Genomic DNA, 24,261 nt, shown 5'->3' on the forward strand with positions numbered 1-24,261 from the left:
CAGCCTAGCCACGGCCCGCCCTGGCCGGGACGATCCGGGACTGACGTGATGTCACAATCGGCCTTTCAAGATGGCGCGCCAGTACATCTGGGGCAGAACATATCTGTCGAAGGCCCACGCGATGCGCCGCGGTACGAACGGATCCAGGAACGACGGTTGCGAGGATGCCGGCGCTCCGGTGCGGTCGAACTCGGCGGCGATCAGCCGGTGGGTGTCGGTGGCGATCGGTGCGACGGTGTAGCCGTCGTACACCGATGTCATGGGCTCGCCGCGGCGAACGGCGAGCAGATTTTCCGCCAACACCGCGATCTGGCGTCGCAGTGCCCCGCCTGACGGATCGGTTTCGACGGTCGCCGCATCGCCTGCGGCCCAAACGTTGTCGTGGACCCGATGGCGAAGGGTCATCGGGTCGGTGTCGATCAAGCCGTGCGCGGAACTGTCGGTCATACCGGCGCCGGCCAGCCACCGCGGACCGCGGAATGGCGGAACGAGGTGCAGCATGTCGTAGCCGATCCGACGTCGGTTCCTGTCGGCGTCGTCGATCTCGATCTCGCCGGCGTCGGGGTCCAGTCCGGTGACGGTGCTCGAGAGCATCGTCTCGACTCCGAGTTGCTGTAACCGGCTGCCCAGGCGGAGGTCGAGTCCTGCGACGCCGAGCAGACCCGCCCGGTCGATCACCAACGTGATCCGCACGGGACGTCCGATCCGTCGCCAATGGGCGGCGGCAAGCAACAACGGCTTGAGCGTCGTGCCCGTGCAACTGACCGGAGCTCGCGGCACGGTGAACACCGCGTGCCCGTATGCGGGCATGGATTCGACCAGTTGCCATGTCTTTTCGGCACGGTTGAGATAGTTGCTGGCGACGGAGTCGGCCTCCATCGCCGCGACCGCTCCGGGCAATTCCTCGTCGTCGACCTCCAGACCGGTCGCCAGTATCAGGTGTTCATAGTGCAACGTGGTGCCACTGACGCAGGTGACGGTGCGGTCTTCAGGTTCGATGGCAGCAGCCGCGTCCTGGACCCAGGTGCACCCGCGCGGGGTCACCGACCGCTGCATGCGTTCGGCCGCCCGCTTGGTTGCCTGGCCCGCTCCGACATAGGACAGCAGCGGACGGTAGGTGTGCACGGATTGTGGTTCGACGATCGCGATGTTGTGCACACCGCGGCGGATGAGGTGGGCGGCGGCGCTGACACCGGCGTTGCCCCCGCCGATGATGACCACCTCGAACGAAGAACCCTGGCGCATCATCGCTGGCTACCCACCGCGTCGAACGCGAAACCGCCGACGGCTACGGCGGTGTCTATGTGGTGGCATTCTCTTTCAGGACGGCCGAGTAGCGATCGAACCCGTCGCGCAGCACGATGCCGCTGTCGTCGATGACGTGCAGGTCCCGCCACAGCGCCAGGAAGGTGCCGCGATGCCGCCACCGCAGCAGTGCCGCCAGAGCCGCGGGTCGGCGCACCTGTGAACGCTCATAGCCCAGGTATGAGGAACGGGTACGAGGACTGATGATCAGTCCGAACAATGTTGGGGCGGTGGTGTCATCGCGCACCGAGAGCCGCACGTCGGTAACGGTACCGAGCCGCTGCCCGCTCTGCTCGGTCACCACCGCTCCGAGTAGGTCACTTAGCTGCATGTCGGCCTCCGGGAATGCGCCCGATGATGTGATCGCGTAACCACCGCTCCACCCACTGGCCCGCCGACGCATCCACGCCCGGTCGCAAGGTGATCGATGTGCCGATTCGGCTGACGAAATGCCAAGGCAGCTCGTTCAATTGCGATCGCGGTGGGTGCCCGCCGAATATCCGTGTGAACAACACCTGCCCGGTCAGGATCGCCGTCACCTGCGGATGGGAATCACGCACACCGTCGATCAGCAGATCGTCGACGATGCCGACCGGCTCGCGTTGCGCGTCGACGATCTGCCGGTCCAACAGGTGCAGCCTGGCGTCGATGAGCCGGACACCGTCGGGTCGCGGGGCGTCCGGGGCATCGGGAGACCGCAGTCGATTCGTCAGTCGATTCGTCATTGTCCTGCTCCTGTCACGATCATCAGCGGTATGGCGGCCGCGGAGGCGGCCAGAATGATCACCAGGTAGACCGAGGCCAGCACATTGGTGATGCGACCGTTGACATGGTTGCCCATGTATCCCGGGTCGTTGGCGACGATCAGGATCGGCAGATAGGTCAGCGGAAGTGCGATGGCCGAGAACACCACCGAGTACTCGGTGACGAGGATGGGGTCGATACCGGTGAAAAGCACGGCGCTGCAGGCGAAAACGGCCACGAACATCACGGTGTGGAAGCGGGCGGCTGCCGCGGGTCTGCGGAGCTTGCCCCACGCCCATCCGAAATACTGTGCCACGGTGTAACCGGAGGACAGCGTGGTCTCCAGTGCTGCACCGAAGGTGGCCGCGACGATTCCGACGATGACGAATGCCAACGCCAGCTTTCCGCCGGCCGCCACCACCGGCATGGTGATCTGGGACAGCGATGTCACCTCCACCTGTGCGGGCATCAGCACGATTGCCGCGCACGCCGCGATGGCGATGGACAGCAGGCCACCCAACAGGAAGCCCACCAGGACGTTGAGTCGTGACTTGCCCAGATCTGCAACGGTCCAACGCTCTTCGATGCCACCGGAGGAGAAGAAGAACACCTCGTAGGGTGTCATCGCGGCGCCGAACAGTGCAATCGCGAAGTACCAGTAGGTGGCGGCGGACTCCGTTTCGGGAATGACCGGCGCCAGCGCCTGATCAGACAGCTCCGACCAGTTCGGCTGCAGCAGAAACACACTGACGGCGAAGACGATCAAGCTCAGGCCGAGGATGCCGGTCACGTTCTCCATCACCGAGAACTTCACCCGCCAGATCACGATCCATACCGCGAAGGCGGCGACCGGAACCCACAACAGGTGGCCGACGTCAGTGGCCAGTTGCAGGGCCAGCGCGATACCGCCGATCTCGGCGGTCACCGTCATCAGGTTGATGAAGAATGAGGCGCCCAGGTTCGCCGCTGCCATCCGAGGCCCGAGCCGTTCCCGGATGATCTCGAAGGTGGCATGTCCGCTGAGCGCGGCAACCCGGCCGGCCATCTGCGCGTACAGGCAGATCCCCACCACGCCAACCGGTACCACCCAGGCCAGCCCCAGCCCGAAGCGGGATCCGACGACGGCATTGGTGACCAGATCCCCGATATCGAGGAACCCGCCGATGGCGGTGAGAACTCCCAGCGCGACGCTCAGCAGCTTCTTCATCAGCGGTACCGGTGTCGAAGATCGTCGGCGGCCGCGAGCAGCGCTGCCCGGAGTTCGTCCGTCGACCCGTATTGCGTCCCGGCGCGTACCGACGCGTAGGACCGGTTCAACGTGGAGGTGATCTCCGTCATGGCCTGCATCAGCAGAGTCTGTCGAGCCAGATCCACCGGATCCGTCGTCCGTAGCGCCGATGTCGTGTCGTAACTCTCCGCGACGTCATCGCGGGCGTCGGAGATCTGGACGGCGACGAGCCGGTCCGGCGATCGCCCCTGCCGCCACAGTTGCAGTGCCAGCGCAGCGGAGTGTGCAGCGGACTCGGTCTGCTCCTCGGCCGACGCCAGCTGGCCCGAGACGCCATCCCGGTAGGTCGGGCAGCTGGTGAACGCGCCTGCCAGCGCAGCGGCGAGAAGGATCGGGCCGAGCACCAGGCGGGCAACCCTGCCGGTCACCGCCGGACCCCCGCTGCCATCGCGATCTCCCTACACCTACGGCGATCTGTCGATCGGATCCCCCGGACCCGAGGTACCCGGCAAGCGACGCCACAAACAGCGCCCATCGGGTGCAGGGTCACCAAACGAACATTCCGGTGGTCGCCGCGTCCGCCGAGCGAAGCAAACCCCCTCTCGATTAGGTCGATGGTTACCTATCGCAACTATGTTCGGAGCGGGCAGATGGTGCTCAAGGTGGCACGACAATGCGGTCCGTCCAGACTCCCCACCGTCGATACAAGCCCGGTTCCACCAGGACCGTCCATCCGCACTTGCTGGCTGGACGGGTCGTCTTCGTGTGCGAAAGGAGTACGGCGATTGTCTGACGGGCTGTCCGACGCCGCAGATGGCCGGCGACGTGCAGAACGGCCGCTGATGGCCGATGCAGCATTGATCATCAGGTTGGTCGAGCTGGCGGATTCGCTGCAGCGTGACGATACGGCCGATTTTGCCGCGGCGATGCTCGCCATGAATGCCGAGGCGGTGTCGTTGGTGCCGGGCGCGCAGTATTGCAGCATCACGGTGCTGGAAGACGATGACTCGATCGCCTCGCTGGGGCCGACTCATCATCACGCGGAGACGGTGGATGCCGTGCAGCGTGAGACGGGCCAGGGTCCGTGTCTTGCCGCAGCACGTGGTGGGGGAGTCATTCGCGTCGACGATCTCGAAAACGAATCAAGGTGGCCGGGATTCGGGAGTGCGGCGCTGGCTCGAACACCGGTGCGCTCGGTATTGAGCGTCCACATGTTCGGGTCCGAAATCCCACCCATGGCGGCGATGAACTTCCATGCCGAGCGTCGGGACGCCTTCACCGACGAGTCGGTCGAGATGGCCCAGATCCTGGCTGCGCACGCCACCATGGCCTGGAATCTGCAACGTCGGGAGCAACAGTTCAGCACGGCCCTGCTGTCCAGGGATGTGATCGGACAGGCAAAAGGGATGCTGATGGAGCGCTTTGCGGTCGACGCCTATGAGGCGTTCGAGTTGCTCAAGCGCATGTCTCAGGAAAGCAATGTCAAACTGGCGACCGTCGCGGAGAAGATCGTCACTCTGACGCACCCGAGCGCTCGGCGCGGAGCCGATTAGCTGCGCAGGGTCACCGCAGGCGGGCGCCCATAATTCTGTCGGTAGAACGCAGCGAACCGCCCGTTGTGTGCGAACCCCCAGCGCTTGGCTATGGCGCTGACCGTGGTCTCCTGCGGCGAGCTGGTGAGGAGGTCGTAATGGGCGCGGTGCAGCCGGACTCTACGAAGGTACTCAGTCGGTGTGCAGTCCAGATGCCGGCGGAACATGTACTGCACTGCCCTGGGCGTCAGGTAGACGGCGCCGGCGATATCGGCCAGCGCGATATCGCGATCGACATTTTCCTCGATGAACGCAACGGCGCGGCGCAACAGCGCCGGCACCCCTGCATCGCGTCGATCGACCGCGGTCGGATCGATCGAAGCGTTGTGCGGGAAGGCATTCAACGTCGCGGCCGCCAGATGTGTGACGGCGCTGCCGATCACGAGCTCGGATGCCCGAGCCTCTTGGTCCGGGAGAACATGACCCCGTAGATAGTCGATCAGCGCGCCCAGTCGCCGCCCGGCCGCCCGCGAAACCGTCCGGTGCCCGGTCAATACGACCCGTGACTGACGCGCTCCCGGCACCGATGCTGCCACCCTGTCCAGAATCGCGGTGTCGAACACTGTCAGGGCATAGGAGGCACCGCGCACCGTTCCGGAGTGCGGCTGTCCCGGTGGGCTGAACAGGGTCAGGTCGCCTGGTGCGAACACATCGGTTTGCCTGCCGCTGATCGTCTCTTCGATGTGTCCGCTGCGCATCTCGCACAGCACTATTCGGCTCAGCGGGTCGGCATCGAAACTCATGTCGTAGGTGAAGGCGAGTTCGTCCATGCCGATGGCTCCCAGCGCCCGCCGGGAAATCCTGGCCCGCGATTGTTCACCCGCGCCGCCGATTCGCATCTTGGTGTAGGCCTGCACCAGAAACTCCTCGGTCTCGCCGAGGTCGCTGCTGTCGAAGGTCAAATCCTGCATGTCCGGTACCTGTCAAGCGGGTCGATTGTGCGCAAGAGAGTATCGAGCACCTGCTGCCACGTGTCACACGCCGCCGCGCGATGTGGCCCGTTTCGTGCGGCAGGTGGACCGAAATTGCCACCGAGAGTGACGATTCGTGCGTGGCCGACGGGGTACATCCGGTGCTGACGGCGGCGAGATCAACTTGCCGCGTCGACGACAGGAGATATCCGCATGACCGTCAGTAGGGAGACCTCTGCCACCCGACAGCAGGTCTGGGATGTGCTCGCCGACGGATGGACGTACTCGGGTTGGGTGGTCGGAAACAGCCGGATCCGAGCCGTCAGTGCCGATTGGCCGTCGAAGGGTTCGCGCATTCTGCACTCCATCGGCACGTGGCCTGTCGTCATCGACGACGAAACGGTGGTCGAGAGTTGTGAGCCCGGCCGTGAACTGGTGTTGCTGGCCAAGGTCCGCCCGGCAGGGAAGGCGCGAATTACCATGCGGCTCAACGATAGTGACACCGGGGGGTGCCGGATCGAAATGGCCGAGGTGGCAACCAGCGCGCCGGCGCGGTGGATCCCCGACGCCGTGCAGTTACTCGGTGTCGCGCCGCGCAACCGCGAGTGCACCTGGCGACTGGCGCTGATCGCCGAACGGGCCGACCCCAACGCGTTCTGAGATCAGGCGGCGGTGTGCCTGACCCGCGGGCGTTCGGCCATCTGGGCATTTGCCTGTTTGCGCAGCGAGTCCAGCGCCTTGGCCAGGATGCGCGATACCTGCATCTGTGAGCAGCCCATCCGCTCGGCGATCTGCGTCTGGGTCATATCCTCGAAGAACCGGTAGTCGAGTACGGCGCGTTCTCGCGGGGACAGTTTTTCGATGAGCGGTCGCACGGTCTCCACATCGATGATCTTGTCCAGCCGGGTGTCCACCGAACCGAGGGTGTCCTTGAGGGTGAAGTCCTCACCGTCGTCGGTGGCCGGTCGGTCGGTGGAGACGGTCGAGTAATGGCTCGCGGCCACGGTCGCCTGGATGACCTCTTCGCGTTCGATGCCCAGGTGGGTGGCGATCTCGCTGGCGGTCGGCGCGTGGCCCAGGGTGCGGGTCAATTCCTCGCGTGCCTTGGTCAGTTGCAGGGTAAGATCTTTCAGTCGGCGCGGCACGTTCACGGCCCATCCGGTATCACGGAAGTGCCTGCGCACCTCGCCCATCACCGTCGGTACGGCAAAGGACAGGAAGTCCGCCCCACGGTCCGGATCGAACCGGTTGACCGCCTTGATGAGTCCGATACAGGCGACTTGGTAGAGATCATCGTAGGGCTGTCCGCGCCCGGCGTAGCGCTGGGCGATGTGTTCGGCCAGCGGCAGGATCCTGGTGATGATGTCGTCGTAGAGGGTGCGATGGTCGGCGGAGCCGGGCTCGTGGCAACGCAACAATCGCACCATATCGGCGATTTCGGCGTACTGCTGATCGGTTCGTGGCATCCGAGTTTCCCCTGTTCGAAACGGTACTGAGGGTGGCTCGGATCTGAACCGTCTATTGCATACCCCGAGGAGTCGCTCATCGAACCTCGAGTTCGGGCCGGTATGCCGGCCGCATGATCATTATGCGACGGCGGTACCCGCCGCGCCGTGGTCACGCGCCGATTGTGCGCACGACGCGCATTCCGCGGCGTCGAGGTCGAATTCTCCGCATGTCGTGCAGATGAACGGAATCACGATCGCACCTCCAGGTGTGTTGCGGCGCCGCGATCGCGCCCGATGGTCAGCCTGTACCCGGTGCGGTGGTGAGTTGAAACCGACAGTCCCATGAGGTGCTGTGCCTGCTCTCAGGGGCATGACGCAAGACGAAAGCTCTTACGGCGACGTTAAATTGCCGCGAATGTATGTCGAAAAGGAAACCCCAGATGACGCTCGTATTGGTCTTGCTGTCGAGGTTTGCAGCAGTTGCACGGACAGATATCGACGCCGGCAGGCAGGCCGTACTCGCTGTCCACAAAGCGCACGCGGAGTTACGGTAGGAACATGTCTGATCGGGGGAACGATCTCGCACGCACTCTCGCGGACCTGGCACTGACGATGCAGGACCAGGCCGGCACCGAATCCACTCTCGAGGCGGTGGTCAAGGGCGCAGTGGACATCGTTCCGGGCGTCCGATGGGCAGGTGTCTCGATGATCGAGGGTCACACCGTCATCCCCAAAGCGCCGAGCGATCCGCTGGTCGCCCGCTTGGACCTGTTGCAGACCGAACTCGACGAAGGGCCGTGCCTGAGTTCGCTGCGTGAGCATCGCACCGTGCTCATCGCGGATATGGCTACTGAGACGCGCTGGCCTCGGTTCGCTGCGGCGGCGAGCGAGCTGGGTGCGCGCAGCCTGTTGTCCTTCCAGCTGTACGTGCTGCAACAGAATCTCGGAGCACTGAACCTCTATGGCGGTGAGGCCGAGGTGTTTTCGGAGGATTCGGAGTTCATCGGTGCCATCGTTGCCCAGCATGCCTCCATTGCGTTGTTCGGTGCGGAGGCCGAGAGCCAGTTCGAAGAGGCGCTGCACAGTCGTGATGAGATCGGGCAGGCCAAGGGGATCATCATGGAACGCTTCAAGATCGATTCGATGGCGGCGTTCCGGCTGCTGGTCAAGCTCTCGCAGGATGCCAATGTCAAGCTCTCCGATATCGCGCATCGTCTCGTCGCCTCGGTGGACGACGAGACGCCCTAAGTTACCGAGACCTCCGGTACTGGCTATGATCGGTCCGCCGTGCCAGCGGCCGAGCGAACGGGAGGTCGCGGTGATGAACATGGTGGGGGATTCGGGCGCGTCGGCGTGCGGTGTCAGTACCCGTCGGGTGGACGGGACGGTGGTCATCACCGTGACCGGCACGATCGACATGGTGACCGTCGCGCAGTTGGAGGCGGGAATCGAATCGGCAATGGCCGATGCGCCGGCGCGCGTCGTGATCGATCTGCTCGGCGTGCAGTTCCTGGCGTCCATAGGCATCGGTGCACTCGTCGCTGTCCACCATCATCCGACGGTACGGTTGGCCGTCGTCGCTGACGGACCTGCGACCGCCCGGCCGCTACAGCTCGTCGGGGTGGCCGATGTGATCGATGTGTGCCCGACGCTCGACGATGCGTTGAAAACGGTTCTCGTACAGCGATAGTCGCCGATTCAAGAAGTCGCGTTGAGGGCCAGCAGCGCGATATCGTCGGTCGGCTGGAGTTTGGGGATCAGCGTCGCCAGATCGTCGATGAGCGCCGCCGCGCTCAGAGCCGTGCGGGTCGTGCCGTAGGTGGCAAGTGCGGCATCGTCGAAAGGCTCGGCCCCGCGGCGTGCCTCGGTGAGCCCGTCGGTGTAGAGCAACAGTGTCTGACCAGGCTCCAGCGTCAATGTCAGCGTTCCGAACGTCGCGTGCGGGGTGGCCCCGACAAGCATGCCGGTCTCCGGTCTGACTGCGTGTGCGGTCTTCGCCCGCGGATCCAGTAAAAGGGCGGGAGGGTGCCCACCGGTAGCCATGATCAGATCGAAACCACCGGAGCTACGCGGGCGCAGGATCAGTACCGACACCGTCGCGAAACGGCGTGGACGCAGTTCCCGCAGTAGCACCGCATTCAGTTCCTCCAGCGCCGAGGCGGGTTCATGGTCATGCAGCAGCGCCGCGCGCAGGCTGTACCGAATGAGTGTCGTCAGCACGGCCGCATGCACACCGTGGCCCTGGACGTCGCCGATGAACAGACCCCACGTTCGCTCGTCGAGGGCGAACGCATCGTAGAAGTCACCGCTGACATCCCGCGGTGATGCCGGGTGATACCCGGCAACCAGGTCCAGGCCCGGGATCTCGGGCAGCACTGGGGGCACCAATATCTGCTGCAGTGCTGTCGCATAATCGTCGATGCTGTCGCGCTCTCGTTCGGCCGCCTGCCGGTCCAGCTGGGCCTCGTCGCGGTCCGACCGGGCCTGATCCCGATCTCGCTGAGCGATCAGGCGATCCGAGCGCGCCTCATCCAGCGCCAGACGCGCACTGTCGCGATCCCGCCTGGCCGCGTCTCTGTCGGCCCGGACCTCGTCCAGTTCGGCCTCGGCGACCGTACGAAGCCCATGTTCGAGGGTCAGGGCTTCCGAGGACGAAAGCCGGAGCTCCAATTGCTCGATCACCACGACGGCAAAGTCGGCCAGTACCGACAGCTGCGACGGAGAGGGATCGCGACGCGAACGGGTGTCCATCGCCGCGACGGCACCCAGGTGGTGTCCGTCGAACGTGATCAGCGGGACACAGGCGTAGAAACCGATGCCGTGCGCGCGAACGAAGCGGTTACCTGCCGTACGCGGGTCGGTTTGGCAGTCGGACACCACGTGTGGGGCTGTGCCGGCAATGGCGGTGGCGCACAGTCCGTCCTCACGGTCGATCCGGTCGACGTCCAGCCCGTGGGTGCCGATCATCCAGATGTTGTCCCGTTCGACGAGTGTGACGACGCCATATGGTGCGTCGAAGACCTCGGCGATGATCGTGGCGATACGCGCCAGCACCGGGTCGGCCGGGCCGATGACCTTGCGATATCGCGCCACCGCAGCCAGCCGCACCCGCTCGTCGGCGTCGATGTCGTCGGTGCTCATGGCTCCTACCCGATTCTGATTCGCGTGGACTGCTGCAGCCGACAGGGTTCCCGTTTCGTAACGGTTTTATACGGAGCAGGCGTACGTGGCGAGGGCCATGACTAGACCCCGTCGAATGGGGTAACCGATTGAAGATGTCCGCACTTACCGACCCTGCGCCGCTGTCAGGTGACGCTGACTTCGTGGTGACGGCGGCCGCCGAGCCGACCGCGGCCGGCGAGTTGAGCGGCGAAGTCAGGGCCTGGTTGACCCGACGAGTGCACATCGACACCGACCGGATCGCCGATATCGTGCTTGCCGCCTACGAGGCATTGGCCAACTGCGCCGACCACGCGTACCGCGGCCAATCAGCCACCGGGGACATGAGCATCGAGGCCCGCCACGATACGGACGCACGGACGGTGCGGCTCTGCGTGGTCGACCGCGGCCACTGGCTGGATCCACGATCGTCGCCGAAGAACCCCGCCCGAGGTCGCGGGCTGCGACTCATGCGCGCGCTATGTGATGATCTGACCGTTGACGGCACCGATCACGGCACTCGGGTGTGTCTGAAGTTCGAGCACTGTCCGGCCCGCTGACGGGGCTATGCGTCCACGATCTGCACTGTCACCAGATCGGCGAGCCCGCTGAGTGTGAGGATCGCCTTCAGTAGTCGGTTGGCCAGGATGCTGATGTGGTCGACGTGTCGGAAGAGCGCGTTGATGGCAGCGCTGTCGAGATAGGTGACATGCGTGAGGTCCACGGAGACAAGGCCCCCTGTTCCAGCGGTCGCGGTCTCAAGCGCAGCGGAGAACGCCTCGACATTACTCAGGTCAATCTCCCCGACCGCTTCCAACGCGGTCGTCCCGGCGTCGGTGCGGGTCTGGTGGAGGGTGAGTTCGGTGTTCATCAGCGGATCCTCGCCTGCATATCCACGGTGGTGCCGAGGTGATCGGAATTGATGGTGACCTGGTGGGTCAGCGCGCGCATCAACGCGAGGCCGCGACCGCGGGTGGGGTGTGGCACCTCGTCGGCGGGCTTCCACACACCGGTATCGGCGATGCGCAGGTGAACGTCTGACCCGTGCACCCGGCCGGTGAGCGTCACCGTGCCGGACTTCCCGCCGCGGTGCCCGTGTTCTATCGAGTTGGCGACGGCTTCCCCCACTGCGACCAGCAGATCCTGGACCTGCTCGGGGTGCAGACCGTTGCGCGACAACCACGTTCGCAGGGCGTTGCGGGTGACGGCCAGCTGGCCGATGTCGGCGGGGACGCTGATGTGCAGGGGGCCGGGGTGACGGTAGAGCAGCATCGCCACGTCATCGGAGTAGCCCTGTGGTGGGGTCATGCCGGCCAGCAGGCGGTCGGCCAGTTCGTCACCTTGATCGGTCGAGCAGGCTTCCCGCAACAGCTCACCGGCGCGGGCAATACCGTCATCGAGCGACTCGCGTCGACGCTCCACGAGACCGTCGGTATAGATCAGCAGCGTCGCTCGCGCAGGTAGCGTCAGCAACGCGACCGAGCGGTTTCGGCCCGGCCGAATCCCTACCGGGACACCACGTGCCGCGTCCAGCGTCATCGAGGTCCCGTTGGCATCGACCACGATCGGTGGCGGATGCCCCGCGTTCGAGTAACTGAGCTCCCCGGTCTCCAGGTCGAGCACTGCGCAGAACACGGTGGTGGACCTGGCCCCGGTGAGTTGCATGGCGAAACGATCGAGACCGGCCAATGCGGATGCCGGGGAGGGATTTTCGAGCAACAGCGCGCGGCACGCGCTGCGCAGCTGACCCATGACGGTCGCGGCGTCCAACCCGTGGCCTACACAGTCTCCGACGATGAGACCGGCCCGGCCGTCACCGAGGTCGATGACGTCATACCAATCCCCGCCTACCTGAAGCGGTGTGGTCGCCGGTAGGTAGCGGGCGGTGAATCCCGGTGGAAGGGCGGACGGTCCGAGAATGGCGTGTTGCAGCGCCACGGCCGTCTGGTGCTGTTGGTCGAGGCGGTGCACCCGGTGCAAACCCTGCCCGAGCTGTCCGGCAAGCACGGTCAGCAGGGTATGGTCCGGTGCGGTGAAGGGCCGGTTCTCGGCGAGTTCCATCCACACGACCAACACTCCGTCCGGGTGGGACACCGCGATGGCCGCGGTTCCCGGCCCACCGGTGAGTGAGGTGAGCAGGTCGGCATCACACAGCGATTCGATGAATCGGCGCTTGCTGGTGGGCAGGTCATCCCACGCGGTGGATACCCCTGCGGCGATCACCTTCGGGTGATCGGTCGACCCGTCGGTCGCAAAGGTGACGGCGAGAACGCGCCGCGCCTGCCATATCTGGCGCAGCACGGTGATGGTGGATTCCACGGCCTGGTCCACGGTCTCGGCGAGGACGAGGGCATGATTCAGATCTGCCAGTGCGGTGTCATGGCGTCGACGGTAGTGCTCAGCGGTCGCGTCGCGCAGGGTGCCGACGGTGAGGCGCTCCCCGGTGTCCGGGTCTTCGGCATGGGTGAACGAGAACGTCACCCACAGCCGATGACCGTCGCGGTGACACACCGGCACGGTGCGGACTCCGCGGTCCCGGTGCAGCAGGTCCTCGAATGCCGTCGCGATCTGCCGATGTGCTTCGGGTTCGGTGGCCGCATCCGGCCACCAGGGATGAATGGGTGGATAGGGAAGGCCCTCCGGACCGTAGCCGAGGATCTCGGCGAATGCAGCGTTGATCTCGACGACGGCTCCGTCGGCGTCGCAGACGAAGAACGCTTCCTGCAGGGAGTCGATGAGTGCGTCATGCCAGCGCGCGTGATGGGCCCGCATCCGGGCCAGGGTGATGTTGGCCTGCACTCGCGCCAGCAGCTCCGATGCGGCGAAGGGCTTGACCAGGTAGTCATCGGCTCCGGCGCGCAGGCCGTCGATCGAGGCCTCCGCGCCCGCCCGCGCCGACAGCAGCAGCACCGGCAGTGCGGCAGTGCGGGGATCGGCGCGCAGCGTGGCCACCAACTCCAGACCATCCAGATGAGGCATCATCACATCGCTGACCACCAGTTCCGGCGGCCGCGACCGGATGATGTCGAGGGCATGCCTGCCGTCGGACGCCTCTTCGACGGCGTACCCCGCGCCGGTGAGTAGCCGGGTGATGTAGTGCCGCATATCGGCGTTGTCATCGGCCACCAACACCCGCTCCGAGGTGCTCGCCGATGGTCTGGCCGGCGATACCACATGGGTGCCCTCGTCCTCGGGCAGCCAGCGCAAGGCCTCCTCCAGGAAGGGATTCGCCGACTGCGCCGGCGCCTCGTTCGTGGTCGCGGACCCACCAGGGGAGACAATCGCCTCTTCCGGTAAGTGATTGGTGCCGAACGGGATCCGTATGGTGAAGGTGGTACCCCGACCCTCGGTGCTCTGCGCGGTGATGGTGCCGCCGTGCAGTGCCACCAGCTCACGCACCAATGCCAGTCCGATACCGCTTCCTTCGTGCGATCGTGCCCACGCCGCCGGAATACGGTGAAAACGATCGAAGAGCCGGGGCAGTTCATCGGCGGACACGCCGATGCCGGTGTCGGCGAGGACGAACACCGCGTCGTCGCCATCGCGGTCCGTCCGCACCGAAATGGAGCCGCTTGCAGTGAATTTCACCGCGTTCGACAGAACGTTGAGTATCACCTTCTCCCACATGTCCCGGTCGAGGTAGACCGGTTGGCCCAGCGGTGGGCATTCCACCAGGAATGTCAGTCCCGCACGCTCGACCGCCGAGCGAAACCCACTGGCCAGCTCTGCGGTCAGGGCCGCGGCATCCACCGGTTCGTAGCGTGCCTGCGTCCGGCCCGCTTCGATCCGGGCGAAATCGAGCAGCGTGTTGACCAGTTTGGTCAGCCGAAAGCCATTGCGTTGCACTACTTCCAGTTCCTGCCGCGCATCAGGGCTGATTTTCTTCTCATCACCGCCGAGCAGCTCGGCGACCGGTCCGAGCATCAAGGTCAGCGGGGTGCGGAACTCATGGCTGACATTCGAGAAGAACACCGTCTTGGCCTTGTCCAGTTCGGCGAGTTCGGCGGCGCGACGCTGCTCGGCCAGGTAGCTGCGTGCGCTGCCGATCTCACCGGCGATGTGGCCGGCGACCAGGTCGATGAATCCGCGATAGGAGTCGTCCAGCGGGCGGAACCTGTTGAGCCCGGCGACCAGCATTCCGTACGGCGCCGCGCCCTGCTGGGTCAGCGGCGCCAGCAACGCCTGCACCGGCGGCTGTGACCACGGTTCGGTCGGTAGGTTCATAAACGATGCGCCCGCGAGCTCGACGACCCGTGAGCGCCCGGCGGCCGCATCGGCGCAGGGCCAGACCGAGTCGGTGCTGTCGTCGGTGATGTGCACCAACTCGGGGGCCGCCGGATTGTCAGCGGGTATGCCGGTGTGCGCAACCAGTCGAGCGCCGCCGGCACCGTCGAAGAGGTACAACAGGGCGAATGGGAGATCGAAGCGGTTACGGCCGAGCTTTGCTGCCGCAGACTGCAGAGTTTGGTCTTCCGACGGCAGCAAATTGGGATCGGAGCCCAGTTCCCGCAAGGTGGCCATCCGCCGCTCGGTGATCACGCGGGTGGTGTCCTCGCTGACGACGCACAGCAAGCCCACCACGTGTCCGTCGTCGTCGCTGAGCGCGCTGTAGGAGAACGTGTGGTAGCTCTCCTCGGGAAATCCCGAGCGCTGGATGATCAGCTGCAACCCCTCATCCCAGGTCGCCTCGCCGGTGCTGAATACGTGATCGATGCGGGGGCCGATGTCCTCCCATATCTCGGCCCACACCTCCCTGGCCGGTCGACCCAGTGCCCACGGATACTTGCTGCCCAACGTCTGATCGCGGTAGGCCGCATTGCAGAAGAAGGTGAGTTCCGGGCCCCAGGCCATCCACATGGAGAACCGCGACCTGAGCAGGATGCGCACCGCGGTCTGCAGGCTCTGCGGCCAGGCCGCGGGAACACCCAATGGGGTATCGGCCCAGTTCACCCGTGCCAGATCGTCGCCGATCTGCGGGTCGGAACTGAACACATCCCCGGCCGGATGGTGCGGACCGGATGTGGTGTCAGTGCTCATCGCCGGCCTCTGGTGTCCTCGCAAGCGGCGTCATGCCCGGTAACTACCCACCGAACGATCCTCTCCAACGTGATGCCGGCGTTCCGTTTTGCCGCACCGACCATACCCGGCAGACTTTCGTCTACCGGACAGCCGGACGGCGGCGGGTGATCGGCTCCCGTCAGCTGATCCGGGTGACCACACCCCGATCACCGTCGACGCGGATGCGGTCACCGGTCCGGAAGGTCTGGGTGCCGACAAGGGTGTTCACCACGCACGGCAAGCCATACTCGCGCGCCACCACGGCACCGTGGGATACCGAGCTGCCGATATCGGTGACCAGGGCTGCGATCACGGTGAAGTACGGGGTCCAACCGACATCGGTCACGGGTGCCACGAGAATCTCACCGGGGCGCACGGCCCCGGCGTCGTGGACCGATTTCGCCACCCGCACCGTGCCCTCGACCACACCGCGGCTCGCCGGACGGCCGATGATCATGTCGTCGTCACCGGCGACTGCCATCTGCGGTGTCGCGATCCTGGGTCTCGGTCGTCCCACCGAGACATCGTCGAACTCGAGCGCGTCCTGATAGGGGAGTGCTTCTCGGCGCTTTATCGCACATCGGACGAGATCGTCGATGTCATCGTCGCCCACCACCTGCCCCAGCTCGAAGCGATCGAAGAAGAACACGAGATCGGCATCGGGCAGTCGGCCGGCGCGCTGGAGTAACTCACCGAGATTGCGGTACCCACGCTTGAGCGCATGGGCCATCAACGCCATCTTCGCTTTGGTCTGTTCGCGTCCGCGGGCTCCGCCCCTGGCGAGACGGGCCAGCAGTTCGATCGGCGCGGGCGACTTCTCGTGCACCGCATCGGGTGTGCGGACGCGCTCGGAGGTGACGAGCGAGGCTCGCAGCATTGCCTGCATCATCGCCCCGAGGCCCGCGGGGTCATCCGCCCAGGACGGGTCGCGCATGCACAGTTCCCGGTATCCGCGATGACCGTGCCTGCCGAGGAACTCGCGCAACCCGGTGCCTGCGGCATCGGCGTACAGATTTCGGACAGCCACATCGGGTGCTTGGGCGAGGAATCGTTGGGCCGTCGGCGGATCGGCGGCCAGCCTGGCAACCACCGACCTCAGCTGCTCGAGCATCAGTGCACTCTCGACGTCATCGGCGCCGGCCATCAGGCGCATGGCCTCGGCCCGGCCGTCGGTCTCGGTGCGACCTTGCCGAACAGCCCGGCCGATCAGGGTGCTCTCCAGGACGTTGGCCGCGACGGCGGCACGTGATGAGGACCGCACGTGGATGAGTGTGACGTCACAGTAGAGTTCGACGCCGGATTCCAGTGCGCGCAACATCTCTCGCGGATCGGTGGTGGCGGGGATGCGAAATCTTGTGATCCGGTCGTCGAGTCGGCGGATCGCCGGGCCGACCGACAGTGCGTGGCTCACCAGTCGAATCGTGTTGCCGAGCTTGCGGTGGAATGGTTGTGCGGGTTTGGCTTCCAGCTCGTCGATCACCCGGCCGCATATCGACATCGAGAACTGCTCAAGCGAATTACCGAGGATTCCCGAGCTCAGCGCCGTACCTTCGGTGAGGTTCAAGAACATGTGGCCGTAGAAATAGCCGACCTGCAACCAGGGTGCCTCATAACGCTGCTGGGCCCGTGCCACTACCTGGGTCATCTGCATCGCGTAATCGATGGCGTAACCGGACACCGACGCCGTGAGTGGACAGAACGCGCCCGGCATCATCTCTCCGATGTTGCAGCGGGTGTAGACGTGATCGACACCGGCCAGCGGGGAGTCCATCTCGTTGAGGTCGCCGGGGAGGGTGGTGATGGGGCGGGCTTGCAACCACCACAGCATTCCCGATCGGTCGATGGCCCATTCGAGGTCCATCGGCACGCCCCAGTGCCGTGCGGCCAGGACCGCGCCGTTGCGGATCGCGGTGATCTCGTCGGTGCTCAGCACCGGTGTTCCGGCAGATTCGCACAATGCGGTGGTCCCGTCGGCGTTGAGCACGAGGTGGTCCGACGAGGCCGACCCATCGACCAGTGCCTCCCCGAGACCGGCGACGGAGTCGATGACCATCAGGTCGCGCCGACCGGTGGTGGGATCGGCTGTGAAGACCACGCCCGCGGCACGGGCGTCCACCATCTGCTGCACCACCAGATGCATGGTGGTCGTGTCGCGTTCGCTGTATGCCGACGCCCGTTGTGAGGCGACCGAATCGGCGCACCGGCGCACCGCGGCGACGAACTCGTCGACGTTTCCGACGCTCAGCACTGTCTCGTACTGACCGGCGAAGGATTGGTCGATCCCGTCCTCGCCGGTGGCCGAGGAGCGCACGGCGACGGGAACCGCTCCCGCGGAGAACATTTGGGTGAAGCGCCCGACCGCCGCCGCGATCGTGCCGTCACGCGCGGCATCGGCGAGGACGAATCCGACCGGAACGGGCAGGCCGATTCGGCGCAGTTCTGCCAGTCCGGCCGCTTTACCGCCGAGGCGACCGTCGGTGATGTCGTCGAATTCCACAATCGGCGACGTCTCCATCGGGCCCCTTCAGAATACGATACGGACGGTATTGTAATTACGGTCGGCATCATGACAGCAGACGGCCGCGCGGTTGGCAAGACCGCGCCCGATCCTCGAACTGATCACCTCGGGGTGGTCACTGGTCAGCCCCTGGTGTTGATCACCTGCTCGGCGATATCGGCGAGTTTGGTATTGCTGTCCTGGGACAGCTTGCGCAGCAGGGCGAATGCCTGCACGTCGTCGACCTTGAAGCGTTCCATGATGATCCCTTTGGCCTGCCCGATGCGGTCGCGGCTGGCCACCGCCGATTCGAGCTCCTCGCTCTGACGGCTTGCCAAAATCGCCGCGGCGGCATGCGCGGCCAGCACTAGGCCGGTGGTCTCGGCGCGGGCCGTCCAGACGTTGGGGTGAAAGCTGAAGAGGTTCAATGCTCCGGCCGTGCGGTTGGCTGTGTAGAGCTTGAAGGACAGGCCGCTGCGCACGCCGTACTCGAGGGCCGCCGGTGAGTACTTGGGCCAGCGCGGCTCGTCGCGGAAGTCGTCGGTGCGCACCACGATGTCATCCAGCGCTGCCTGCATGCAGGGACCCTCACCGAAGGTGACCTGCAGTTCGTCGAGTTTGTTGGGCAGGTCGCTGGTGGTCGCCAGTGACTCGTACGTGGAGTCTTTGCCGATCAGCAGGATTCCCGCGGTGTCGGCCTCCGGGATCAACTCGATCGCCGCGGAGGTGACATCGCGCAGGACATCGTCGACACTCTGCAAGGCGACGGCACGGGCCAGCTCGGCCATCCGCTGCGCCAGGTCGCCACTGGAGTCAAACGTCATCTCGCCACCCTAGAAGGGCGCGCGCTGCCACGTACAGTTTGGTCTGCCAAATGTGCGGGTAACGCGTCCTCAGTGCCGGCGATGACAGGCTGCGTGATCCCGGTACGAGGTGGGCTCAGGTTGGTCGGCAGCCACGTTAAGAAGTCAGCGGGACCAGAGTCTCACCGTCGCGCTGACATCGTTGTCCCTTTGTTATCAGTCCGCGGCCTGATGTCATCGGCCAAAGCCCGGACAGCATTTCGCCAAACTGGCGGCTCGACCATGGTCCAATGACGGCAGGGTTGCCGGACCAACGGTCCGGTCGAGGGGGGAGTCTGCTGTGGGCGACACCGGTGTGGTCGCCTTGTTCGGACGGTGGTGGCGACAACCGGGCCGCTATGACTGGCTCGTCCAGCTGGTACAGGACAGTGGTTATGGACGGCTCGGCCGATTCGGCGTCGGCGCGTCCTGCGTCGCCATCGGGGCGTGGCCGATCCTGATGGCGTTCAGTGCCCAGGGCGTCGTCCCGCCTGTGGCCCGGATCGTGACCTTGTCATGTGGTGTGCTGGCAATTTTGCTCGGCTGGTGGTGGTTTGTCGGGTGGCCCACCTATCGGCAGTCCAGGTTCATCGTCATCGTCCTGAACGCCAGCATCAGTCTCACCTGCGTGCTGTACATCCTCAATGGCAGTCCCGTCACCGGAACCTTGGCATTCGCCCTCACGGCCACCTATGTGGCCGGCTTACACACGCTCCCGCATCTGATGATCGTGTTGGGGCTGGCGACGGTGCCAATCGTCATGAAGATCGTGTCCGAGGCGCTGGCCGGCGATCTCTACGAGGGATTGGCCGATGGTGTGCTGCGACTTGCCACCGTCACGGTGGTGCCGATCACCTTGCGACTGTTGTTGCAGTTGCTCAGCGACGCCGCCGTCGACTCCGATCTCGACCCCCTGACCGGACTGGCGAATCGCCGTGGGCTCGTGCGATCGATCGGCCAGCTGGTGGGGACCGCGGGGAACGGCGAAGGTGTCCAGGTGTCCCTGACGATGCTCGATATCGACAATTTCAAGGCGATCAACGACACCCACGGACATGCCACCGGGGACGGCGTGTTGGTCACGCTGTCGCGATTGATGCGTATGACCTGTCCCGACCACGCGGTGATCGCCCGGGTCGGCGGCGAGGAATTCGCGATCGTCGCGATCGGAGCCATCGACGATGCGGTGGTGATGGCCGAGCGGCTGTGCCGCCAGTTCCATCGGGCTCCTGCTCGCTTCACGGTCAGCATCGGCATTGCCGGCGCCATGCTTGGGCACGCTGCGGCCGTCGACACCATCGCGCTCACCGAACGTCTCCTCGATGCCGCGGACAGGGCAATGTATACCGCCAAGCGCGCAGGCGGCGACCGCGTTCAGGTCGCCGGCGGCTGACCTGCAGGTGAGGATCCGGCGGTGAGCGGGTATCCCTGAGCCGCGGCACCGGGTCGCGTGGTGGGAGGATCGCGATGCTGGCTTGGCTCGACCGTGTCCAACAGCGCAGTCGCGCTGCCGGATTCGCGATCGCAGTGGTCTACAAGTACGTCGACGACCAGGCCAATTACCTGGCCGCGTTGATCACCTACTACACCTTCGTCTCGCTGTTCCCGGTCCTGATGCTGCTCACCACGGCACTCGGGGTTGTCTTGCGCGACCGTCCGCAGTGGCGGGAGCAGATCGTCGATTCGGCCATCAGCCAGTTTCCGCTGTTGGGGGATCAGATGAGCGAGCCGAATGCGCTCAGCGGCGGCACGACGGCCGTCGTCGTCGGGATCATCGGCGCACTCTATGGCGGTCTCGGGGCGGGTACGGCGCTGCAGAACGCCATGGACACCATCTGGGCGGTGCCGCGCTATGTTCGGCCCGACCCGATCAGGGCTCGGCTGCGCAGCCTCATGCTGCTGCTCGTGCTCGGATCGGCACTCATCGCCACCACGGTGCTCACCGCAGTGGGCCGCAGTTGGGCGGACCTCGGTTTCCTTGGGACGAGCGCGGTGGTCATCGCCTCGCTGGCCCTCAACACTGCGGTCTGTGTCATCGCATTCCGTGTCACGACGGTGCGCGAGCTGACGGTGCCCCAGGTGTTGCCGGGTGCGCTGATCGCTGCGTGCCTGTGGCAGATCCTGCAATGGTTCGGTGCCTCGTACGTCACCCATGTTGTCGGTTCGGCCAGCGTCACGAACAGCGTATTTGCCATCGTTCTCGGCTTGCTGGCCTTCCTGTACCTGGTCTCCACGTCGCTGTTGGTCTGTGCCCAGATCAATGCCGTCCGCGTGGACCGTTTGCATCCCCGCGCACTGCTGACCCCGTTCACCGATAATGTCGAGCTGACCGCGGCGGATCGCCGCATGTACTCCGGGCAGGCTGAGGCCCAGCAGGCCAAGGGTTTTCAGCGAGTCGATGTCAGCTTCGACGAGACACCGGTGAGTGACGAGGTTTCTCGGCGCGACGGCGAGGGTATGGCCGGGGCCAGTCAATGAGTGGCCGAGGGTTTTCCGGCCGCGTTTTCTTCAGATGGGAGACATGCTTGTGAGCGTCACCGGTAAGGCGAAGTCTGCCACTCGGTTCGGACTCAAGGTGCAACGCCGGATCGTGATCGCGCAGGCCCTGTGGTGGCCCACGCTCATCCTCGGGGGGATCGTTGCGGGAGTGAGTGTGCTCGCCGCGGCTCGTCGACGTACTGTGCCGCAACCGGTTTCGCCTCCGCAGCCGGTCACGACTGCCTACTGAGCTGCCCGCGCGCGGCGCGGGTGCCCAAGAACAGCACCGCGCCGATGGCCACCAGAATGCCGGCGAACAGCCAGACCTTGGCCGACTGTTGGGTCAGCAACAGCACGCACGACGCCACACCGAGTACCGGGACTATCGTCCACACGCGGAAATGCGGATGCTCGACAACATCGCGACGCAGCACGAGCACGGCGATATTGGTCGAGATGAACACCACCAACAGCAGCAGGACCACCGTCTCGGCCAGTGTCGACAGATCGCCGATCAGGGTCAGCGCCATGGCCACCGCGGTCGTTGACACGATGGCGACCCATGGGGTCCGGCGCCGTGGCAGGACTCTGCCCAAAATTTCGGGGAGCAGGCCGTGCTCGGCCATTCCGAATGCCAGCCGGCTCGCCATGATCATGGTGAGCAGTGCGCCGTTGGCGACGGCGACCAGAGCGATGGCCGAGAAGACCCACGCCGGGATGTTCAGCCCGGAGGCCGAGACGACGTCGAGCAGCGGCCCACTCGATGCTGCCAACTGATCAGTCGGCAGTACCACCGCGCTCGCCAGACCGACCAGGACGTACACCGCGCCCGCGGTGATCAGCGCGGCGAACAACGCCCGGGGATAGATTCTGCTCGGATCGCGGATCTCTTCGACGATATTGGCCGATGTCTCGAATCCGACGAATGAGTAGTAGGCGATGATCGCGCCGCCCAGGATGGCCAACGCCGGGGCCGAGTCTGCAGGGAACTCCACCACGCGATCGACATCGCCCCCGCCGCGACCGATGAGCACGGCACCGGCGATGATCACGATCAGCAGGCCGGTGAGTTCGATGACCGTCATGACCACGTTGCTCTTCATCGACTCGCTGATGCCCCTGGCGTTGAGCGCGGCGACCAAGCCGAGGAAAACCACGGCGGCCGGTATGGCCGGGACGTCGATGAAGGTGCGCAGATAATCGCCGGCAAAGGCCAGCGCCAGACCGGCCGCGCTGGTGACGCCGGCGGCCAGCATGCAGAAGCCCACCAGGAACGAGACCAGTGGCTGTCGGAACGCTCGCTCGGCGAATACGGCGGCGCCGCCGGCCTTGGGGTACTTGGTCACCAGTTCGGCATAGGAACCGGCGGTGAGTAGCGCCAGCAACAGGGCAACCAGCAGTGGCGCCCACAGCGCACCACCGACTTCCTCGGAAAGCACGCCCATCAGCGCATAGATGCCCGCGCCCAGCACATCACCGAGGATGAACAGGAACAGCAGCGGCGCTGTGATCCTGCGTTTGAGCTTCTCGGTGGTGCGCGGCGGGCCGGCCAGTGTTTCCGACGACATTGCTACCTCCACACTCCGTTGACCTGCGGGCTGCGGTGTACCCGGCGGACCGCGGTTTATGCACGCAGTCCGCCTTGCGCATCACGACGATTCGCCGCCGTGCCGTTTGACCGCTGCCGAAACGAGCATCCGATGGCACGTGACACTCGCACGCACACAGAGACAACCGGAGGAAACCCGATGACAGCTCGCGATGCGTCAGGCCAGGCCCGCAGGGGTCTGATCGATTCGGTCAAGGGCAAGGCCAAAGAACTTGCCGGGGCCGTGACCGGCAACGACTCGCTGACCGCAGAAGGACAGCTGGAGCAGGAGCAGGCACGTCAGCGCAAGGAAGCCAATACCGTCGAGACAGTCGCGAACGCCGAGGCCGAGACGGCCAGCCGCCGGGAGCGCGAAGCGCATCGACAGGCCGCTGAGCAACGAGATTCGGTGCGGCACGTCACCGCTGCGGTCGACGAGTCGATCACCGGGCAGCAGGCCGCCCAGACACAGGCGGGCGTCGAGGCGGCCCGTCGGGAAGGTGCACGGCAGCAGGTGCGGGCCGGCCAGGAGGCTCGGTTGGAGATCGGGCGGGCCGAGGCGCAGGAGCGCGTCGATGCGCGGGCCGCTGCCGCTGACGCCGCCGATGCCCTCGCCGCCCACGCCGCGCAGGTCGAGGAGGCCGACCGCCGCGCGGCCGAGGCCGACGAATTGCGTAGCAGGGCAGAGAAGTTGACCGACCGGACCGATAATCGGTGACCCTGACCCGAACAGGAGCTCGTATGAACGTCATGGAAGTCCCCCGCACGATAGCCAGGGCGCAGTATCGCTGGGCGCGAATCCCGTTGCAGCTGTTCGAAGATCGAGTGGTAGCCCGATTTGATGCTGAGGCGCCGGCGCGCCTGTTCTACGAGCGGTCCGTTGGCGTGCTCGACACCCTGATCGGGCACGCGCTGGGCGATCGGAAACTGTCTCACGACGGAGCCGCGCTGGCACAGCGCAGCGCCGCACGCGGCCGCGCCGCCCAGCTCGACGCCGACGCCGATGCCCTGCGGCGACAGGCCGACGAAATGCTGCAGGAGGCGCGCGAGGAGGTCGTGCAGGAACGCGAGGATGCACGCGCGGCCAAACGTGACGCCGTAGCCGAGGCGGTGAGTGATGCCGATCAACGCCGGCGCAACGCCACCGAGACCGCCGAACGCAACGCCGACGCTGCCGCGCGCCGAGCCGCCGATGCGGCTTCTCAGCGGCGGGAGTCGGTACGGCAGGTGCAACGCGGCCAGATCGACCGCATCGACGCGGCCGAGGACGCAGTCACCGCCGACGCATCGGACAAGCGCGCCGCAGCACAGGCCAAGCGCGCAGACGCCGCCGACAAACGCGCCACCGCCGATCGGGTGGAGGACTTGGCCCATGCCGAGAAGCAGGGCCGTCGCAACGCCGCGCGCTGAG

The 24,261-nt window shown here is 65.5% G+C and carries 22 protein-coding genes; 9 read left to right on the forward strand and 13 right to left on the reverse strand.

Going from position 1 to position 24,261, the window contains the following annotated elements; all coding sequences use genetic code 11:
- Positions 1–51: 51 nt before the first annotated feature.
- The 5 genes from PGN27_RS21895 to PGN27_RS21915 are packed head-to-tail and all read right to left on the reverse strand — an operon-like array spanning position 52 to position 3,705.
- Positions 52–1,245, reverse strand: coding sequence for an NAD(P)/FAD-dependent oxidoreductase (locus PGN27_RS21895; protein ID WP_335327990.1), 1,194 nt, complete (start codon positions 1,243–1,245; stop codon positions 52–54).
- Between the two features lie 55 nt (positions 1,246–1,300).
- Entirely contained in the window at positions 1,301–1,636 is a 336-nt protein-coding gene (locus PGN27_RS21900; RefSeq protein ID WP_335327991.1) for a PRC-barrel domain containing protein, read from the reverse strand.
- A complete protein-coding gene (locus PGN27_RS21905; RefSeq protein ID WP_335327992.1) occupies positions 1,623–2,030 on the reverse strand; it encodes a hypothetical protein in 408 nt (135 codons plus the stop codon). The genes PGN27_RS21900 and PGN27_RS21905 overlap by 14 nt, the downstream gene beginning before the upstream one ends.
- Complete coding sequence (locus tag PGN27_RS21910) at positions 2,027–3,256, reverse strand: NRAMP family divalent metal transporter (protein ID WP_335327993.1); 1,230 nt, start codon at positions 3,254–3,256, stop codon at positions 2,027–2,029. Before PGN27_RS21910 ends, PGN27_RS21905 begins: the two co-directional genes overlap by 4 nt.
- Entirely contained in the window at positions 3,256–3,705 is a 450-nt protein-coding gene (locus PGN27_RS21915; protein WP_335327994.1) for a hypothetical protein, read from the reverse strand. The genes PGN27_RS21910 and PGN27_RS21915 overlap by 1 nt, the downstream gene beginning before the upstream one ends.
- Before the next feature lie 222 nt (positions 3,706–3,927).
- Here PGN27_RS21915 and PGN27_RS21920 point away from each other — a divergent pair, with 222 nt between their 5' ends.
- Positions 3,928–4,830, forward strand: coding sequence for a GAF and ANTAR domain-containing protein (locus PGN27_RS21920; protein ID WP_335327995.1), 903 nt, complete (start codon positions 3,928–3,930; stop codon positions 4,828–4,830).
- On the opposite strand, the gene PGN27_RS21925 is transcribed toward PGN27_RS21920, so the two are convergent.
- A complete protein-coding gene (locus PGN27_RS21925; protein ID WP_335327996.1) occupies positions 4,827–5,780 on the reverse strand; it encodes an AraC family transcriptional regulator in 954 nt (317 codons plus the stop codon). The genes PGN27_RS21920 and PGN27_RS21925 overlap by 4 nt on opposite strands.
- A gap of 213 nt (positions 5,781–5,993) precedes the next feature.
- Between PGN27_RS21925 and PGN27_RS21930 the strand changes: the two genes are divergently transcribed.
- Positions 5,994–6,440 carry an SRPBCC family protein gene (locus tag PGN27_RS21930; protein ID WP_335327997.1) on the forward strand — a complete coding sequence of 149 codons (447 nt, stop codon included), beginning with the start codon at positions 5,994–5,996 and terminating at the stop codon, positions 6,438–6,440.
- Positions 6,441–6,442: 2 nt separating this feature from the next.
- Here the strand turns inward: PGN27_RS21930 and PGN27_RS21935 are convergent, their stop codons facing one another.
- Positions 6,443–7,246: a SigB/SigF/SigG family RNA polymerase sigma factor gene (locus PGN27_RS21935; protein ID WP_335327998.1), complete on the reverse strand. Its 804-nt coding sequence runs from the start codon at positions 7,244–7,246 to the stop codon at positions 6,443–6,445.
- Positions 7,247–7,786: 540 nt separating this feature from the next.
- Between PGN27_RS21935 and PGN27_RS21940 the strand changes: the two genes are divergently transcribed.
- Positions 7,787–8,476 (forward strand): GAF and ANTAR domain-containing protein, encoded by a 690-nt coding sequence (locus PGN27_RS21940; RefSeq protein ID WP_335327999.1) that lies wholly within the window; start codon positions 7,787–7,789, stop codon positions 8,474–8,476.
- Between the two features lie 25 nt (positions 8,477–8,501).
- Positions 8,502–8,918 carry an STAS domain-containing protein gene (locus tag PGN27_RS21945; RefSeq protein ID WP_335328000.1) on the forward strand — a complete coding sequence of 139 codons (417 nt, stop codon included), beginning with the start codon at positions 8,502–8,504 and terminating at the stop codon, positions 8,916–8,918.
- 8 nt (positions 8,919–8,926) lie between these two features.
- Here the strand turns inward: PGN27_RS21945 and PGN27_RS21950 are convergent, their stop codons facing one another.
- Positions 8,927–10,369, reverse strand: a complete 1,443-nt coding sequence (locus tag PGN27_RS21950) for a GAF domain-containing SpoIIE family protein phosphatase (RefSeq protein ID WP_335328001.1) — start codon at positions 10,367–10,369, stop codon at positions 8,927–8,929.
- Between the two features lie 134 nt (positions 10,370–10,503).
- Here PGN27_RS21950 and PGN27_RS21955 point away from each other — a divergent pair, with 134 nt between their 5' ends.
- The gene (locus tag PGN27_RS21955) at positions 10,504–10,947 is read left to right on the forward strand and encodes an ATP-binding protein (RefSeq protein ID WP_335328002.1); all 444 of its coding nucleotides are present in this window, start codon (positions 10,504–10,506) and stop codon (positions 10,945–10,947) included.
- A gap of 5 nt (positions 10,948–10,952) precedes the next feature.
- On the opposite strand, the gene PGN27_RS21960 is transcribed toward PGN27_RS21955, so the two are convergent.
- From PGN27_RS21960 to PGN27_RS21975, 4 genes are all read right to left on the reverse strand, one after another.
- Entirely contained in the window at positions 10,953–11,258 is a 306-nt protein-coding gene (locus PGN27_RS21960; protein WP_335328003.1) for an STAS domain-containing protein, read from the reverse strand.
- Complete coding sequence (locus tag PGN27_RS21965; protein ID WP_335328004.1) at positions 11,258–15,424, reverse strand: SpoIIE family protein phosphatase; 4,167 nt, start codon at positions 15,422–15,424, stop codon at positions 11,258–11,260. The genes PGN27_RS21960 and PGN27_RS21965 overlap by 1 nt, the downstream gene beginning before the upstream one ends.
- 160 nt (positions 15,425–15,584) lie before the next feature.
- A complete protein-coding gene (locus PGN27_RS21970) occupies positions 15,585–17,960 on the reverse strand; it encodes a PEP/pyruvate-binding domain-containing protein (protein ID WP_335328005.1) in 2,376 nt (791 codons plus the stop codon).
- Positions 17,961–18,085: 125 nt separating this feature from the next.
- Positions 18,086–18,766: a GAF and ANTAR domain-containing protein gene (locus tag PGN27_RS21975; protein ID WP_335328006.1), complete on the reverse strand. Its 681-nt coding sequence runs from the start codon at positions 18,764–18,766 to the stop codon at positions 18,086–18,088.
- A 319-nt stretch (positions 18,767–19,085) separates the two neighbouring features.
- Between PGN27_RS21975 and PGN27_RS21980 the strand changes: the two genes are divergently transcribed.
- Together PGN27_RS21980 and PGN27_RS21985 are read left to right on the forward strand one after the other, a co-directional pair.
- Positions 19,086–20,177 (forward strand): GGDEF domain-containing protein, encoded by a 1,092-nt coding sequence (locus PGN27_RS21980; protein ID WP_335328007.1) that lies wholly within the window; start codon positions 19,086–19,088, stop codon positions 20,175–20,177.
- Between the two features lie 74 nt (positions 20,178–20,251).
- Positions 20,252–21,262: a YihY/virulence factor BrkB family protein gene (locus PGN27_RS21985; RefSeq protein ID WP_335328008.1), complete on the forward strand. Its 1,011-nt coding sequence runs from the start codon at positions 20,252–20,254 to the stop codon at positions 21,260–21,262.
- Positions 21,263–21,495: 233 nt separating this feature from the next.
- On the opposite strand, the gene PGN27_RS21990 is transcribed toward PGN27_RS21985, so the two are convergent.
- Positions 21,496–22,830, reverse strand: a complete 1,335-nt coding sequence (locus tag PGN27_RS21990; RefSeq protein ID WP_335328009.1) for an APC family permease — start codon at positions 22,828–22,830, stop codon at positions 21,496–21,498.
- A 180-nt stretch (positions 22,831–23,010) separates the two neighbouring features.
- Here PGN27_RS21990 and PGN27_RS21995 point away from each other — a divergent pair, with 180 nt between their 5' ends.
- A complete protein-coding gene (locus PGN27_RS21995; RefSeq protein ID WP_335328010.1) occupies positions 23,011–23,568 on the forward strand; it encodes a CsbD family protein in 558 nt (185 codons plus the stop codon).
- Between the two features lie 23 nt (positions 23,569–23,591).
- Positions 23,592–24,260: an IF2 family translation initiation factor gene (locus PGN27_RS22000; RefSeq protein ID WP_335328011.1), complete on the forward strand. Its 669-nt coding sequence runs from the start codon at positions 23,592–23,594 to the stop codon at positions 24,258–24,260.
- Position 24,261: the final 1 nt, after the last annotated feature.

This window comes from Mycolicibacterium neoaurum, assembly GCF_036946495.1.
Classification (GTDB): domain Bacteria; phylum Actinomycetota; class Actinomycetes; order Mycobacteriales; family Mycobacteriaceae; genus Mycobacterium; species Mycobacterium neoaurum_B.